General features: G+C 73.7%; 16 protein-coding genes. 3 read left to right on the top strand and 13 right to left on the bottom strand.

Annotated elements, in window-relative coordinates:
• Nucleotides 1–150 precede the first annotated feature (150 nt).
• The 6 genes from ACN26Y_RS14060 to pepN all read right to left on the bottom strand — a co-directional run bounded on the left by ACN26Y_RS14060 (nt 151) and on the right by pepN (nt 6447).
• Complete coding sequence (locus tag ACN26Y_RS14060; protein ID WP_155330709.1) at nt 151–918, bottom strand: SDR family NAD(P)-dependent oxidoreductase; 768 nt, start codon at nt 916–918, stop codon at nt 151–153.
• 244 nt (nt 919–1162) lie between these two features.
• On the bottom strand, nt 1163–2020 hold the full coding sequence (locus ACN26Y_RS14055) for a DegV family protein (protein WP_155330708.1): 858 nt from the start codon (nt 2018–2020) through the stop codon (nt 1163–1165).
• Nucleotides 2021–2113: 93 nt separating this feature from the next.
• The gene (locus tag ACN26Y_RS14050) at nt 2114–2740 is read right to left on the bottom strand and encodes a histidine phosphatase family protein (RefSeq protein ID WP_155330707.1); all 627 of its coding nucleotides are present in this window, start codon (nt 2738–2740) and stop codon (nt 2114–2116) included.
• Nucleotides 2737–3138 (bottom strand): ribosome silencing factor, encoded by a 402-nt coding sequence (gene rsfS, locus ACN26Y_RS14045; protein ID WP_155330706.1) that lies wholly within the window; start codon nt 3136–3138, stop codon nt 2737–2739. The genes ACN26Y_RS14050 and rsfS overlap by 4 nt, the downstream gene beginning before the upstream one ends.
• Before the next feature lie 111 nt (nt 3139–3249).
• Entirely contained in the window at nt 3250–3846 is a 597-nt protein-coding gene (nadD, locus tag ACN26Y_RS14040) for a nicotinate-nucleotide adenylyltransferase (RefSeq protein WP_155330705.1), read from the bottom strand.
• 84 nt (nt 3847–3930) lie between these two features.
• Nucleotides 3931–6447 carry an aminopeptidase N gene (pepN, locus tag ACN26Y_RS14035; RefSeq protein ID WP_422734796.1) on the bottom strand — a complete coding sequence of 839 codons (2517 nt, stop codon included), beginning with the start codon at nt 6445–6447 and terminating at the stop codon, nt 3931–3933.
• 67 nt (nt 6448–6514) lie between these two features.
• Between pepN and ACN26Y_RS14030 the strand changes: the two genes are divergently transcribed.
• The gene (locus ACN26Y_RS14030; protein WP_155330703.1) at nt 6515–6733 is read left to right on the top strand and encodes a DUF397 domain-containing protein; all 219 of its coding nucleotides are present in this window, start codon (nt 6515–6517) and stop codon (nt 6731–6733) included.
• 98 nt (nt 6734–6831) lie between these two features.
• Nucleotides 6832–8079 carry a cytochrome P450 gene (locus ACN26Y_RS14025; RefSeq protein WP_155330702.1) on the top strand — a complete coding sequence of 416 codons (1248 nt, stop codon included), beginning with the start codon at nt 6832–6834 and terminating at the stop codon, nt 8077–8079.
• A gap of 39 nt (nt 8080–8118) precedes the next feature.
• Here the strand turns inward: ACN26Y_RS14025 and ACN26Y_RS14020 are convergent, their stop codons facing one another.
• The 5 genes from ACN26Y_RS14020 to ACN26Y_RS14000 form a co-directional block, all read right to left on the bottom strand.
• Complete coding sequence (locus tag ACN26Y_RS14020; RefSeq protein WP_155330701.1) at nt 8119–9288, bottom strand: zinc-dependent alcohol dehydrogenase; 1170 nt, start codon at nt 9286–9288, stop codon at nt 8119–8121.
• Nucleotides 9285–9920: a cyclase gene (locus ACN26Y_RS14015; protein WP_155330700.1), complete on the bottom strand. Its 636-nt coding sequence runs from the start codon at nt 9918–9920 to the stop codon at nt 9285–9287. The genes ACN26Y_RS14020 and ACN26Y_RS14015 overlap by 4 nt, the downstream gene beginning before the upstream one ends.
• A gap of 260 nt (nt 9921–10180) precedes the next feature.
• Entirely contained in the window at nt 10181–10831 is a 651-nt protein-coding gene (locus ACN26Y_RS14010; protein WP_155330699.1) for a DUF3618 domain-containing protein, read from the bottom strand.
• Nucleotides 10828–11256 (bottom strand): phage holin family protein, encoded by a 429-nt coding sequence (locus ACN26Y_RS14005; RefSeq protein ID WP_155330698.1) that lies wholly within the window; start codon nt 11254–11256, stop codon nt 10828–10830. Before ACN26Y_RS14005 ends, ACN26Y_RS14010 begins: the two co-directional genes overlap by 4 nt.
• A 31-nt stretch (nt 11257–11287) precedes the next feature.
• Nucleotides 11288–12043 (bottom strand): hypothetical protein, encoded by a 756-nt coding sequence (locus ACN26Y_RS14000; RefSeq protein WP_155330697.1) that lies wholly within the window; start codon nt 12041–12043, stop codon nt 11288–11290.
• 250 nt (nt 12044–12293) lie between these two features.
• Here ACN26Y_RS14000 and ACN26Y_RS13995 point away from each other — a divergent pair, with 250 nt between their 5' ends.
• The gene (locus tag ACN26Y_RS13995) at nt 12294–12764 is read left to right on the top strand and encodes a DUF4383 domain-containing protein (protein ID WP_155330696.1); all 471 of its coding nucleotides are present in this window, start codon (nt 12294–12296) and stop codon (nt 12762–12764) included.
• Nucleotides 12765–12858: 94 nt separating this feature from the next.
• Here the strand turns inward: ACN26Y_RS13995 and ACN26Y_RS13990 are convergent, their stop codons facing one another.
• A complete protein-coding gene (locus tag ACN26Y_RS13990) occupies nt 12859–13287 on the bottom strand; it encodes a GNAT family N-acetyltransferase (RefSeq protein ID WP_155330695.1) in 429 nt (142 codons plus the stop codon).
• Nucleotides 13288–13390: 103 nt separating this feature from the next.
• The gene (obgE, locus tag ACN26Y_RS13985) at nt 13391–14839 is read right to left on the bottom strand and encodes a GTPase ObgE (RefSeq protein WP_155330694.1); all 1449 of its coding nucleotides are present in this window, start codon (nt 14837–14839) and stop codon (nt 13391–13393) included.
• Between the last annotated feature and the right edge of the window lie 20 nt (nt 14840–14859).

Raw genomic sequence — 14859 nt, 5'->3', positions numbered from 1 at the left:
GGCTGCCCCCGTCCCCCGCATCTGTGGACGACGGCGCCACTGTGGACAACGCCCTGATCATGCCTCTGGCGTGGTATGCGGGTACGCCGTCACCTCGGCGACCGGGGCTTCGACGAGGGCCGGAGCGTCGTCGTCGTCGCCGACCACCGGTCAGCCGGCCTCGGGGTCGAGGCCCAGCACGGAACGGCCACCGTCGACCGGCAGGGTGACGCCGTTGACGAAGCTGGCGGCCGGCGACAGGAGCCACGCGACGGCCTCGGCGACCTCCTCGACCCGGCCGATCCGCCCCACCGGATGCAACCGCCGCAGGTCGGCATCGATCCACTCGGCCTCCGCCTGCTCCCGCCCGGCGAGGAAGGCGGCGTGCCGCTCGGTGGCCACCGAGCCGAGGGCGACGGCGTTGGTGCGGACGCCCTGCGGCCCGTACTCGACGGCCAGCGCCCGGGTCAGCCCCTCCACGGCGGCCTTCGCGGTGGCGTACGGCAGACAGCCCGGCACCGGCCGGCGGGCCTGGTGCGACGAGACGTTCACGACGGCCCCGCCGGTCCCGCCGGCGAGGAAGCGGCGAACCGCGACGGTGGCACCGACCAGAGCCGGGCGGAGATTGCTGCCGATCAGGTCGAACACCTCTCCCGCTGACGTCTCGTGAACCGAGGCGTCCCGGAACGCCGCCGCGTTGTTCACCCAGCCGGTCAGCGGCCCGCTCCGTTCGGCGAGGTCGGCGGCCCGGCCGGCGACCTCCTCGTCGGCGGCGTCACCGACGAGGGCGACCAGCCGGTCGGCGGCCGGGTGCGGGCTCACCCACGCGACCGCGTGCGGGTCCCGTTCGAGGACCACGACGGTCTCCCCGGTCGCGAGGAGCCGTTCCACGAGGGCACGGCCGATCCCACGGCCGCCCCCGGTCACCACACAGGACATCGCGCTCCCTCCACCACAGCCGCGGCAGCCCGGGCGAGGTGGTCTCACCGACGGGGCAGCTCGACAGGATGCGACCCGTTGCCGTCAGCCGACGCTCCTCGGCCCGGCACCTCGGCGCCCGTCGCCCCGACCGCGTCGCACATCGGCAGACCTGCCGGCTCACGCACCCGGCAGCCGGCACTGCGGCACGCGGCACGCGGCACCGACACCGACACCGACACCGACACCGACACCGACACCGACGCTATCCCGCTGGCGGGCGGCGGTGCACGACCACGCAGGCCAGGCCCGGTCCGGCGTGCGCGGCGACCACCGCGCCGGCCTCGGAGACGTACGTGTCGTGCAGGCGGTCGCCCAGCCGGGCGGCCAGCGCCTCCCGGAGCGCCTCGGCGCGCTGCGGGGCGGCCAGGTGGTGCAGGGCGAGGTCCACGTCCGCGTCGCCGGCCGCCTCGACGGCCAGGTCGACCAGGCGCGCGACGCCCCGGCTGGCGGTGCGCACCCTGTCCTTCAGGACGATCGCGCCGTCCGGCATGTGCATGATCGGCTTCACCGAGAGGGCGGTGCCCAGCAGTGCCGAGGCCGCGTTGATCCGGCCGCCCCGGCGCAGGAACTCCAGCGTGTCGACGTAGAAGAAGACCGTGGTCCGGGCGACGGCGTCGTGCGCGGCGTCGCGTACCCCGGGCAGGTCGGCACCGCTCGCGGCGGCCGTTGCGGCGGCGACCGCCGGGAAGCCGGTCCCCATTCCGCAGGAGCGGCTGTCCACCACCGCCACCCGCTCGCCGATGTCGGCGGCGGCCAGCCGGGCGGCTTCGACGGTGCCGGACAGCTCCGCCGACAGGTGGACCGACACGATCCCCTCGGCGCCGTCGTCGAGAAGCCGGCGGTACGTCGCCGCGAACTGCTCCGGAGCCGGCCGGGAGGTGCTGACCGACACCCGCCGGCCGCTGAGCGCGCGGGTGGCGTCGGCCGGGAAGGTCTCGACCCCCTCCAGCCCCTCCACACCGTTCAGCACGACGGTCAGCGGCACCACCGTCGGCCGGTGGGCGGCCAGCAGTTCGGGGGGAAGGTAGGCGGTGGAGTCGGTGACGACCGCGACGGGCATGCCGGAACGCTAGCCGATCTCGGCGGGGATCGCCGAGGCCGTACCATCGCCAGCCCGGACGGCAACGACGACCGCCGGCGCGGCCGGCCGGGGTCAGACCGGGTCGGTGACCGGCGCGGAGATGAACCCGACGTTGTGTGCCCGCAGGTGCCAGCCCCGGGCGCCGTCGTGGCGCAGCTCCGTCCAATGGCAGTTCTGCAGGGAGCCGACCGCTCGCAGGACGCTGTGGTCCCAGCCGAGCAGCTGGCCCACGCCCTGCCGGGCGCCGCCCCCGTGCGTGGTGACCACGACGGTGCCGCCGGGCACCGCGTCGGCGGCGTCCTGGAATGCGGCGCCGAGCCGCTTGCCGAGGTCGTCGAGGGTTTCGATGCCGGCGCCCGGGTCCGGGTCACCGGCCCGCCAGCGGGCGTACTCGTCGGGGTAGCGCTCGGCGGCGTCGGTGAGGGCGAGGCCCTGCCAGAGCCCGAAGTGCCGTTCGCGCAGCCGCGCGTCGGTCCGGACCGGCAGCCCGGTCAGCGCCGCCAGCGCGGCGGCGGTGTCCGCGGCGCGGCTCAGGTCGCTCGCGACGATGGCGTCCGGGCGCAGCGCGGCGAGCAGCGGCGCGGTGCTGCGGGCCTGTTCCCGCCCGACGTCGTTCAGCGGGACGTCGGTCTGCCCTTGCACGCGGCCGGTGGCGTTCCAGTCGGTGTTGCCGTGCCGCCAGACGATCAGCCGGGTCATTCGGCGGCGGCGCCGGACTCGGCGGCGGCGAGGTCCCGGTCCACGAACGGGATCTGCGGGCAGTCCTTCCAGAGCCGATCGAGGGCGTAGAACTCGCGCTCCTCGGTGTGCTGGACGTGCACGACGATGTCGACGTAGTCGAGCAGCACCCAGCGGCCGCCACGCTCCCCCTCGCGCCGGACCGGCTTGGCCTTCTCCGGCAGTTCGAGCAGCCGCTCCTCGATCGCGTCGACGATGGCGAGCACCTGGCGCTCGTTGGGGGCGGCGGCGAGCAGGAACGCGTCGGTGATGGCGAGCTGGTCACCAACATCGATGATGACGATGTCCTGTGCCTTCTTGTCGGCGGCGGCCTGCGCGGCGGCCGTCGCCAGCTCGTGAGCGCGTTCGGAAACTGTCACCGTTCTCCTTCGATCATCCGTGCGACCCCTCCAAGCCTCTCACACACCGGCGCGTTCCGACCGGTCAGTTACCGTGCGTCGAGGGTACGAACAACCGCATAGCGGGACAGATCACGCCCGATAGAGCCGGCGTTTGGCGATGTACTGCACCACACCGTCGGGGACCAGGTACCACACCGGCTCGCCCCGGGCGACGCGCTCGCGGCAGTCGGTCGACGAGATGGCCATCGCCGGCACCTGCACCAGGCTCACCGTGTCGGCGGGCAGGTGGGCGTCGGACAGGACGAAGCCGGGCCGGGTGACACCGACGAAGTGGGCCAGCTCGAAGATCTCGTCCAGGTCCTTCCAGGAGAGGATCTTCGACAGGGCGTCCGCACCAGTGATGAAGAAGAGCTGGGCCTTCGGGCCGTACTCGGCGTGCAGGTCGCGCAACGTGTCGACGGTGTAGGTGGGGCCGCCCCGGTCGATGTCGACCCGGCTGACCTGGAAGCGGGGGTTGGAGGCGGTGGCGATCACCGTCATCAGGTACCGGTCCTCGGCGGGGCTGACCGGCTCGTCGGCCTTCTGCCACGGCTGGCCGGTGGGGACGAAGATGACCTCGTCCAGCCCGAAGCGGTCGGCCACCTCGCTGGCCGCGACCAGGTGCCCGTGGTGGATCGGATCGAAGGTGCCGCCCATGATCCCGATCCGCCGGATGTCTTCCTCCACCCCGCGATCCTAGGCCTGGCCCCCGCCCGGCCGTCCCCGGCCCGTCCGGGCCGGCACGGGCGGACCCGCGCCGGCCGGAACCGGTCAGGCCGCGGCGGCGGCGACGGCCGTGCGGGCGACCAGGGCGCGCCGCAGGTCGTCGTCCGCGTCGACGACGCGGCGGCGCAGACCGGGCGTGAGGTCGTCGCGGGCGAGCAGCGCCGCGACCGCCTCCCGGGTGGTCTGCGCGACGGCGTAGCGCGGGAACGCCAGGGCCGCGATCCGGTCGGCCACCCAGGGCGTACGGCGCTGCGCGGCGGCCGGCATGTCGGCGAAGTAGCGCGTCACGTACGGGCTGGTCAGCTCGGCCTGCTCCGGCTGCCAGAAGCCCTCGGCCGTGGCCTCGACCAGCCGGTTGGACAGCTCCGTCCCGGCAACGACGATCTCCCAGGCGGCCTGCTTGGCGGCCGGGTCGGGCAGCGCGGCCCGGCAGCGGGCGGCCCGCTCGGCGCCGGCCGCGCTCCGGTCGGCCGCCGCCTCGGCGGTGATCTCCGCCGGGCCCGCCGCCCCGAGCACCACCAGCCGGCCCAGCACCGCCCAGCGCAGCTCGGCGTCGACGGCGAGCCCCGGCGGCACGTCCCGGCCGGCCAGCCAGCCGGTCAGCAGGTCGGCGTCGGTGGTCGCGGCGATCCAGCCCCGGGCCGCCGCGAGCTGCAACGACCCGCCCACGGGAGCGGTGTCCAACAGGTGGCGGCAGGCCCCGGAGACGCGGACCAGGGCGGCCTCCCGGGCGAGCGGATCGAGATAGCGGTCGACCAGCGAACGGCTCAGCGTGAGCACGTCCTCGGCGATCACCACCTCGGTCTCCGCCGGCAGCGCGGCGGTGATCAGCCCCACCAGGGCGGCGACGGGTCGCTCCCCGTCGGCCGCGGCGTCCAGCGCCTCGCCCCAGAGCAGCGCCCGCGCGAGCGGGTCCGGCAGGCCGGGCAGCACCAGGGGCACGGCGTCCGCCGAGGCCGGGTCGAGGCGGATCTTGGCGAACGTCAGGTCACCGGCGTTGGGCAGCAGCAGCCGGGCGGCCGGGGTTCCGGCCAGGTCGGCGAGCACCGTACGGCCGCCGTCGGCGGCTGGATCCAGGTCGACCTCGGTGTGCGCGACGGAGCCGTCGGCCGCGTACCGGGCGACGCCGATCCGGTGCGGGCGCAGCACGGGGTGGGACTCGGGGGCGGTCTGCACCACCGCCACCTCGGCGTAGCGACCGTCGGCGTCGACGGCGACATCGGCGCGCAGCGTGTTGACCTGCGCCGTGCGCAGCCACCGGTCGGCCCAGCCGGTCAGGTCGCGCCCGCTCGCCGTGGACAGGCTGCCCAGCAGGTCGGCGAGGGTGGCGTTGCCGAACCGGTGCTTCGCGAAGTGGGCGTTGAGGCCGGCCAGGAAGGCGTCGTCGCCGAGCCACGCCACGAGCTGCCGCAGGACGCTGGCGCCCTTCGCGTACGAGATGCCGTCGAAGTTGAGCAGGCCCTCGGCGGCGTCGCGCACCTCCTGCGGCGCGACCGGGTGGGTGGACGGGCGCTGGTCGGCCGCGTACCCCCAGGCCTTGCGCTTCATGGCGAACGTCGTCCACGCGTTGTCGAAGCGGGTCGCCTCGGCGGTCACCCGGGTGCCCAGGTACTCGGCGAACGACTCGTTCAGCCACAGGTCGTCCCACCAGCGCATGGTCACCAGGTCGCCGAACCACATGTGCGCCATCTCGTGCGCGATGGTGGTGGCCCGCAGCTCGCGCTGGCTGTCGGTGACGGCCGACCGGAAGACGTAGTCGTCGCGGATGGTCACCAGGCCCGGGTTCTCCATGGCGCCGGCGTTGAACTCCGGCACGAACGCCTGGTCGTACTTGCCGAACGGGTACCGTTCGGCGAAGAGCTGGTGGAACCGGTCCAGGCACTGCTTGGTGACGGTGAAGATCTCGTCGATGTCGGCGTCCAGGTGGGCGGCGAGCGAGCGACGGCAGAAGACACCGAGCGGGACGCCGTCGTGCTCGTCCCGCCGGACGTGCCAGGGCCCGGCGATCAGCGAGACGAAGTACGTGGCCAGTGGCGCGGTCCGGGCGAACTCCCACCGGCCGGGGCGCGGGGTGGCGGCCGGCTCGCCGTTGGCGGCGACCGTCCAGTGCTCCGGGGCGGTGACCGTGAGGGTGACCGGGGCCTTCAGGTCGGGCTGGTCGAACGCGGCGAAGATGCGCTGCACGTCGTCGAGGAAGGACATCGCGTACAGGTACGTCTCGCCGTCGGCCGGGTCGACGAACCGGTGCATGCCCTCACCGGTGTTCGAGTACGCCATGTCGGCCTCGACCGTGAGCGTGTTGTGCGCGGCGAGACCGGACAGCGGCAGCCGGTTGTCGTCCAGTGCGGCCGGATCGAGGTCGGTGCCGTTGAGGCGGGCCGACCGCAGGGCCGCGGGCTTGCACTCGACGAACGTGCCGGCGCCGGGGGTCGCCCGGAACCGGATGGTGACGTGCGAGCGGAACAGCTCGCCGCCGCCGGTCAGGTCGAGGTCCACCTGGTAGGACTCGACGGTAATCACCGCGGCGCGCGCGGTCGCCTCTACACGGGTCAGGCTCGGCATCCGCTTATCCTGCCCGATGGGGATTCCGACCCGCGCCCCCCGACCTGCGGTACTGGAGGACTGGATCATGACGACGCACCCCAAGGGCGACTTCGACCTCTCCCGGGCGGTCTGGCAGCGGGCCGAGGGTGACACCTCCGACGCCGCCGTCGAGGTCGCGTTCGTCGACGACCTGATCGGCATGCGCAACTCGGCCGACCCGGACGGTCCGGTGCTGGTGTTCACCCAGGCCGAGTGGGACGCCTTCGTCGCCGGCGCCCAGGACGGCGAGTTCGACCTCGACTAGCGCCTGCGTCGGAGCCCTCGGTCGACGGTGTGGGGGTGGATTCAGCGGCGTTGGCCCGGGTAGAAGCGGTCGGCGGACGAGCTGCGTCAGGAGGAGCGATGGCGACGATGCCGGTGGACCGCAGCCCGGACAGCACGTTGTCGTTCCTGCGCTCCGGCTACCGGTTCATCAGCGACCGGTGCGACCGCTACGGCACGGACATCTTCACCACTCGGCTCCTGCTGGTGACCACCACCTGCCTGCGTGGCCGGCCGGCCGCCGAGCTGTTCTACGACACCGAGCGCTTCGTCCGGGCGAAGGCCATGCCGCTGCGGGCCCAGCGCACGCTCACCGGCGTCGGCGGGGTGCAGGGCCTCGACGGCGCGCCGCACGCCGACCGCAAGGCGATGTTCATGTCGATCATGACCCCGAGCGGGATCAGCCGGCTCGGCCAGCTCTTCGACGACGAGTGGCGGGCCCGGATCCCGGTCTGGGAGCGCTCCGGGCCGGTGGTGCTCTACCAGGAGGTGGCCCGGATCCTCACCCGGGCGGTCTGCGCCTGGGCGGGCGTGCCGCTGGCGGAGTCGCAGGTGAACCGGCGTACCGCCGAGCTGCACGCGATGATCGAGAGCGCGGCGGCGATCGGCCCGAACCACTGGCGGGGCCGGCTCGCCCGGGGCCGCGGCGAACGCTGGGCCGGCGACCTGGTCGAGCGGGTACGCGCCGGCACGCTGCCCGCGCCGGAGGGCAGCGCGCTGCGGGCCGTCGCCGAGCACCGCGATGTGGAGGGCCGTCTCCTTCCCCGCCGGATCGCCGCGGTGGAGCTGCTGAACGTGCTGCGCCCCACCGTCGCGGTGGACCGCTTCGTCGTCTTCGCGGCCCTGGCACTGCACGACCACCCGGCCTGGCGGGAGCGGGTCGGCGAGAGCGACGAGACCACCGAGAGCTTCGTGCAGGAGGTACGGCGGTACTACCCGTTCTTCCCGGTCACCGCCGCCCGGGTACGGCGCTCCTTCGACTGGCAGGGCTACCACTTCCCCGAGGGCCGCCGGGTGCTGCTCGACCTGTACGGCACCAACCACGACCCGGCGCTCTGGCCCTCCCCGGAGGAGTTCCGCGCGGATCGGTTCATCGGTTGGCGCGGCGACCCGTTCAGCTTCATTCCGCAGGGCGGCGGTGAGCACCGCACCGGGCACCGGTGCCCGGGCGAGTGGATCACCATCGAGCTGATGAAGCGCGCGGTGACCAACCTGACCAGCGCCATGGCGTACGACGTACCGCCGCAGGACCTGGCCCTGGACCTCGGCCGGATGCCGACGCTGCCGGCGAGCGGCTTCGTCGTCACCGGCGTCCGCCGCACCGCCTGACCCGCCCCGCGCCCCGGTCGGGGCGCGGGGCGCGGGCCGTCAGGGATGCAGGACGGTACGGAGGCAGCCCTCCTCCTTCTTCTCGAAGATCTCGTAGCCGCGCGCGCCCTCGGTCAGCGGCATCGGGTGGGTGGCCAGGTAACCGGGGTCGATCTCGCCGGCCGCGACCCGGTCCAGCAGCATGGGGATGTAACGCTGGGCGTGCATCTGGCCCATCCGCAGCACGAGGGCCTTGTTCATGGCCGCGCCCAGCGGGAACTTGTCGATGAACCCGGTGTAGACGCCGACGATGCTGACCGTGCCGCCCTTACGGCACGCCATGATCGCCTGCCGCACGGAGGTGGGCCGGTCGGACTGCATCCGGGCGGTCTGCTTCGCCTTGTCGTACGCGTACGCCGGACCGACGTCGTGCGACTCCATGCCGACGGCCTCGACGCACGCGTCCGGGCCCCGGCCCGCCGTCATCTCCCGGAGCGCCTCCAGGACGTCGGTCTCCGCGTAGTTGACCGTCTCCACTCCGAGCCGGTCGGCGGCGGTGGCCAGCCGTTCCGGCAGCCGGTCGACCATGATCACCCGTTCGGCGCCGAGCAGCTGCGCGGCGCGGGCCGCCATCTGGCCGACCCCGCCGGCACCCCAGACCGCGACCACCTCGCCGCCGGTCAGGCCGCAGAAGTCGGCGGCCATCCAGCCGGTCGGCATCGCGTCGGAGGCGAACACCACCGAGTCGTCGGGCACCCCGTCGGGCACCTTGAACGCCCCGACGTCGCCGAACGGCACCCGCACGTACTCGGCGTGGCTGCCGGAGTAGCCGCCGGCGGCGTGCGAGTAGCCGAGGATGCCGGCGGGCGAGTGCCCCCACATCTTCTCGGCGAAGACCGGCTGCGGGTTGGAGTTGTCGCAGAGCGAGTACTGCTCGGTGCGGCAGTACCAGCAGCCGCCGCACGCCACCACCGAGCCGACGACGACCCGGTCGCCGACGGTCAGCCGGCGTACGCCCGGCCCGGTCTCCACGACCTCGCCCATGAACTCGTGGCCGAGGATGTCGCCCTCCCGCATCGCCGGCACGAACCCGTTGATGAGGTGCAGGTCGGAGCCGCAGACGCTGCTCGCCCGGACCCGCACGATGACGTCGCCCTCCGCGCGGATGTGCGGTTCCGGTACGTCGCGTACGGCGAGCTTGCCGACGCCCTCCCAGCACAGCGCCTTCACGCCCGTCCTCCCGCTGTGAGCTTCTCCCGGACCTTGTCGGTGGCCTTCTCCTGTTCCGGGCTGCGCCCGGACGGGTCGCGCCGGGTGTCGATCACCTGGCCGCACTCGACGAGCGACTTGACCCGGCGCAGGGTGTCGCGCAGCGCCAGGTCCGGCTCGTGGCTGGTGGCCAGGCCGATCGCCCGGCGCAGCGGACCGGACCGGTACCGCAGCTCAGCCCGGATCTCGGTGCCCCGCCCCTGCGGTGCGGGCACCAGCTCGACCGTGCCCTCCTGTTCCGGCCCGTCGGTCACCCGCCAGCGCAGCCGGCCCCGCCCCTCGACCGTGATCTCGGCCTGCCACTGCGTGCCCACCCCGCCGGGTTCGGTCGCCACCGCGCGCCACCGGTTGTCGTCGAACTGCTCCAGGGTCGCCCACTCGGCCAGCGCGCGGTCCATCCGCCCCCGGTCGGTCCAGAATCCGATCACCGCCTCCACCGGCCGGTCGACGGTCACCCCGCGCCGCACCACGTACCAGCCGTTCCGCCGCTCGGGCTGGTGCCGGTGCCGCCGCCGGGCGACCGCGCGACCGACGCCGACCGCCGTCACCGTGGTGGCGCCGAGCAGCGCCCACCTCGTTCCGTTGCTGGTCATCACGTCTCCTCCACCCGGGCGGCCCGGGACTGGGCCGCCCGCCTCACGCCAGCGCTACCCGGGAGAAGGCCCCCGAAACGAAGCCGGCCGCCCCCGCTCCACCCCCACGATCGTGCCCTTCCTGCCCGCTCAGGTCGGGGTGATCCGGGCATTCGACGGCCAGAAGTGCACGATCGCGGAGCGGCGCGACGTACGCGACAGCTCGCGGCCACCTCTTCCAGAGACGTGGCCGCGAGCTGCGGCGTACGGCGACACCAGGGTCAGGGGCGCACCTGTTCGCGGGACTGCTGGGCCTGGCCCTGGACGTCCTGGGCCGCGGACCTGCTGTCGTCCCTGACAGTCTGCACGGCGTCCTGGGCGGTGGACTTCACCGACTCGGCGGCCTGCTGCGCCGGCTCGCGCAGTTCCTCCTTGACCTCCTGGGCGACCTCGGTCAGCTTCTCCTTGACCACCCCGGCGTGCTCACCGGCACGCTCCTTGACCTGCGTGGCCACCCGCTGCTCGCGCTGCGTGGCCGGGATCAGCGAGGAGGCGAGCCAACCGACGCCGAACGCGATCAGGCCGGCGGCGAGCGGGTTGCCCTCCGACTTCTGCCGGATCACCTGCGGCGCCCGGTGCGCGGCGTCGCTCACCGTCGAGGCGGCCGAGTGCGCCTTGTCGCCGACGGTGGAGGCCGCCGAGGATGCGTGGTCGCCGACGGCGTGGGCGCCGTGCTTCGTGTTGTGGCCGAGGTCCGACGCGGTTCCCATCACCTTGTCCCTCACATTCTGCAGCGCGCCGCGGACCCGCTGCTTACGGTCGTCGACGATGCGCGACGGGCTGACCTTGTACGCCAGCGCGTCCACATCGGAGCTCAGGTTGCTGCGGGTGGCTTCGATCTCCCGGCGGATCTGCTCCGGGTCCGTGCTCATCGGGTGACCTCCTGCGGGTGGGGCTTGAGCGCGTCGGGGATCCGCTGCACGCTCTCGTTGGTCTGCTTGAGGCCGCGGATACGCTCCGCGTTCTTCTTCGCCATGGAGTAGAGGACGGCGGCGATCGCGCCCCAGAGGACGGCGACGATCAGGGCCGCCCAGCCGGCGTCCATCACGTTGGACAGCCCGGCCCAGAGGGCGATCGACAGGAACAGGGCCACCATGTAGCCACCGAAGCCGGCGCCGCCGAAGAACCCGGCCGCCTTGCCCGCCTTCTTCCCCTCCTCGCGGATCTCGGCCTTGGCCAGTTCCACCTCCTGCCGCATCAGCGTCGACAGGTCGCTGGTGACCTGGCGCATCAGCTCACCGATGGAGCTGTTGCGGACCTCGTCCGCGTCGTGCGGGTGATATCCGGGCGTGGTCATGCCGCCGCCTCCCTTCGGATGACTCGGCCGGTCACGGACGGGTGGTCCCGCTCGTCGGCACACCGGGCAGCGGGTCGGTCGCGGCCGGCGGGGGCAGCGGCTGCCCGGTGCCACCGGCGGGGTCGGCGTAGCTGGTCGTGGTCTGCGGGTCCACGTACGCGCCCGGGGTGGGGTCCAGGTAGCCGCCGGGCGGGATCTGGTCCGGGACCGCCCGCGCGGTCGGGATGACGGCGGTGCGCTCCGGGTCGTAGTCGGGGCCGTGGGCGCCCTGACCGTCGGAGTCGCTCGCGGCCGAGATGTTGCGGGTCAGCCGGCCGGCGAGCACGCCGAGCACGGCGGCGCCGACCAGGAAGGTGCCCGGGTTGCGGCGGGCGTAGTCGCGCACCTCGGCGATGATGTCGCCGGGCTCGCGCTGCTCCAGCCAGCCGGCCACGCCGTGCACGCGGTCGGCGGCCTGGCGGGCGAGTTCGCTCACCGGGCCGGCCTGGCCGCCCTGCTCGGCCATCGTGCGCATCTCGTCGGCCAGCGAGCGGAGCCCGCCTGCGGCGCGGCGCTGCTGCTCACCGGTCTGGCTGGCGAGTTGGCTGCGCGCCTCGCCGTACAGGTTCCGGGCCTGCCGCCGGGCCTCGCCGGCGACCTCCCGGCCCTGTTCCCTGGCGGTCTCGGCGACCGCCCCACCGGCCTGCTTGGCCTCCGAGCCCACCTGGCGGGCCTGCTCGCGCACCCCGCCCCCGTTCGTGGACTCCGACCCGTACGTGGACGACGTAGGTGACAGATCGTAGGTCATGATGTCCCTTCCGCTCGGATGACCGGCGCGGTCGATTCTGGGGGGTACGGCGACGGTCGTACCGCCGCCGACGAATCCCTACCCTGCGTTTCCGCTTCCATGCCTGATCGGCGATTTCTCTGCGGAGCGACCCGGACGGACTTCAAAATGGAGGATCGTCGGGTCCGGACGCCGCCGTCACGGAGAGTGCGGGCGATCCGCGCCCCCGGCGCCACGGACAGCGGTCCGTGGATCCACGAAAGGTGCAGCGATGGCGCGGAACGCACGCGGCGGGTCGAGGACCCGGGTCCAGCTCGCGGCCCTCGCTGTGGCCGGGCTCTTCGTCCTGCTCGGGGTGCTCGGGTTCGTTCCCGGGGTCACCACCGACTACGACGGCATGCGGTTCGCCGGGCACCACTCGGAGGCGAAGTTGCTCGGTCTCTTCCAGGTGTCGGTCCTGCACAACATCCTGCACCTGGGGTTCGGCCTGGTCGGTCTGGTCCTGGCCCGGCGGATCGCCGGGGCGCGGCTCTTCCTGGCCGGCGGCGGCGCCCTCTACCTCGGCCTCTGGCTCTACGGCCTCGCTGTCAACCAGGAGAGCGCGGCGAACCTCATCCCGGTCAACGACGCCGCCAACTGGCTGCACCTCTTCCTCGGCTTCGGCATGCTCGCCCTCGGCCTCCTGCTCTCCAACCGGGTGGGCACCGGCGGCCGGCTCGACACGCCGTTCGACCGGCCCTGACGTCCCACGTCGGCCGGACCGGCGGCGGGCGTCCGGCACCGCCGGCATGACGGCCGCCGGTGGCCACGCCCCGGTCCCGGCCCGCCCGCCGGTGTCAGGCCGCGACCGGCAGCCGCTTCGCGAAGCAGACGGTGTACGGGTCCGGCTCGCCGTACCCGGGGATGCGCCGGTAGCCGCACGTCGCGTAGAAGCCGGCCAGGTGCCCGGCGGTCCGCAGCCGGACCAGCGCGCGACCGGACCGGAAGGCCATCTCCTCCAGCGCCGCCAGCAGTTGCCGGGCGATGCCCCTTCCCCGGTACGCCGGCCGGACGTACAGCCGGTGCAGCTCGCCGCTCCCGTCGTCGAGGGCCCGCAGCCCGCCGCACGCGACCGCCCGGCCACCGAGGACCGCCACCAGGAAACGGAGTTCCTCCGGCGGAGCGCCGGGCGGGCCGGCGAAGCCGCTGTCGCACAGTTCGCGGTGCTGGGCCGCCACCAGGGCGGCGAGTTCCGGATCGCTGGCGGTACGTGCCGTGATCAGCATCACCCGACGTTAAGCCGGGCGTCTGTCGCGCAGGTTGCGGGCAGTCGACCCGACCACGGAGCGCACCGAGCTATTCGGCGTCCTACTCCGGCTCGCCCGCCTCCTATTCGGCGTCCTGCTCCGGTTCGCCCGCCTCGACCTCGTCGGCCGGCCGCTGCCGCCGGGCCTTGCGGGCGGCCAGCCGCTCGGCGGCGCTGGGCCGGTGCGCCTTGTCCTCCAGCCGGATGTCGGCACCGCGGACGCCGGGGACGAAGTCGGCGCCGGCGTACAGGGTGGGCTGCCAGTCGAACTCGCGCTCCCCGATGCGCACCAGGTCGCCGGCCTGCGCCCCGGCCTTGCCGAGCTTCTCCTCGACGCCCAGGCGGGCCAGCCGGTCGGCCAGGTAGCCGATCGCCTCGTCGTTGTCGAAGTTCGTCTGCCGGACCCAACGCTCGGGTCGGACGCCCCGCACGACCCAGGCGCCGTCCGGGGCGGCCTCGATCGTGAAGCCCGCGTCGTCGACCGCCGTCGGCCGGATGACGATCCGGGTGGGCTCGGCCGGCGGCGCGGCGGCCCGCGCGACCTCGACCAGCTCCGCCATCGCGTACATGAGCTCCTTGAGCCCCTCGCGGGTCGCGGCGGAGACCTCGAACACCCGGAAGCCGCGTGCCTCCAGGTCGGGCCGGACGATCTCGGCCAGGTCCCGCCCGTCCGGCACGTCGACCTTGTTGAGCGCGACCAGGCGGGGCCGGTCGGCGAGTCCTCCGTACGCGGTCAGCTCCGCCTCGATCGTCTCGATGTCGGCGACCGGGTCGCGGTCCGTCTCCAGCGTCGCGGTGTCGACCACGTGAACCAGCACCGAGCAGCGCTCGATGTGCCGGAGGAACTCCAGGCCGAGCCCCTTGCCGGTGGCCGCGCCGGGGATCAGGCCGGGCACGTCCGCGACGGTGAAGGTGTGGTTGTCCACCCGGACCACGCCGAGGTTCGGCACGAGGGTGGTGAACGGGTAGTCGGCGATCTTCGGCTTGGCGGCCGAGATCACCGAGATCAGCGACGACTTGCCGGCGGACGGGTAGCCGACCAGGCCGACGTCGGCGACGCTCTTCAGCTCCAGCACCACGTCGATCACGTCGCCGGGCTCGCCCAGTTCGGCGAAGCCGGGCGCCTTGCGGCGGGCGTTGGCCAGCGCCGCGTTGCCCCGGCCGCCACGGCCGCCCCGGGCGACCTCGAAGGTGGTGCCGGCGCCGACCATGTCGGCCAGCACCGTGCCGTCGAGGGCCTGCACGACCGTGCCGTTCGGCACCTTCAGCACCAGGTCGGCGCCGTTCGCGCCGTCCCGGTTCGAGCCGGCGCCGCCCTTGCCATTGGCTGCCTTGACGTGCGGGCGGAAATGGAAGTCGAGCAGCGTGTGGACCTGCGGGTCGACCACCAGGGAGACGCTGCCGCCGTGCCCGCCGTTGCCGCCGTCGGGCCCGCCGAAGGGCTTGAACTTCTCCCGGTGGATCGAGGTGCAGCCGTGCCCGCCGTCGCCGGCCTGCAAATGCAGGACGACCCGGTCAACGAACGTCGTCACGCCACCAATCCTTCCAGCGA

Origin of the sequence: Micromonospora sp. WMMD558 (assembly GCF_049315255.1) — a bacterium.
In the GTDB taxonomy this organism is placed as follows: domain Bacteria; phylum Actinomycetota; class Actinomycetes; order Mycobacteriales; family Micromonosporaceae; genus Micromonospora.
The sequence above is the reverse complement of the archived record's forward strand: the minus strand, read 5'-3'. Positions and strand labels throughout refer to the sequence as shown.

Bases quoted from the DNA above. Each gene is read 5' to 3' on its own strand.
- ACN26Y_RS14060 (WP_155330709.1), bottom strand. From the start codon at position 918: ATGTCCTGTGTGGTGACCGGGGGCGGCCGTGGGATCGGCCGTGCCCTC.
- ACN26Y_RS14055 (WP_155330708.1), bottom strand. From the start codon at position 2,020: ATGCCCGTCGCGGTCGTCACCGACTCCACCGCCTACCTTCCCCCCGAA.
- ACN26Y_RS14050 (WP_155330707.1), bottom strand. From the start codon at position 2,740: ATGACCCGGCTGATCGTCTGGCGGCACGGCAACACCGACTGGAACGCC.
- pepN (WP_422734796.1), bottom strand. From the start codon at position 6,447: ATGCCGAGCCTGACCCGTGTAGAGGCGACCGCGCGCGCCGCGGTGATT.
- ACN26Y_RS14030 (WP_155330703.1), top strand. From the start codon at position 6,515: ATGACGACGCACCCCAAGGGCGACTTCGACCTCTCCCGGGCGGTCTGG.
- ACN26Y_RS14025 (WP_155330702.1), top strand. From the start codon at position 6,832: ATGGCGACGATGCCGGTGGACCGCAGCCCGGACAGCACGTTGTCGTTC.
- ACN26Y_RS14015 (WP_155330700.1), bottom strand. From the start codon at position 9,920: ATGACCAGCAACGGAACGAGGTGGGCGCTGCTCGGCGCCACCACGGTG.
- ACN26Y_RS14010 (WP_155330699.1), bottom strand. From the start codon at position 10,831: ATGAGCACGGACCCGGAGCAGATCCGCCGGGAGATCGAAGCCACCCGC.
- ACN26Y_RS14005 (WP_155330698.1), bottom strand. From the start codon at position 11,256: ATGACCACGCCCGGATATCACCCGCACGACGCGGACGAGGTCCGCAAC.
- ACN26Y_RS14000 (WP_155330697.1), bottom strand. From the start codon at position 12,043: ATGACCTACGATCTGTCACCTACGTCGTCCACGTACGGGTCGGAGTCC.
- ACN26Y_RS13995 (WP_155330696.1), top strand. From the start codon at position 12,294: ATGGCGCGGAACGCACGCGGCGGGTCGAGGACCCGGGTCCAGCTCGCG.
- ACN26Y_RS13990 (WP_155330695.1), bottom strand. From the start codon at position 13,287: ATGCTGATCACGGCACGTACCGCCAGCGATCCGGAACTCGCCGCCCTG.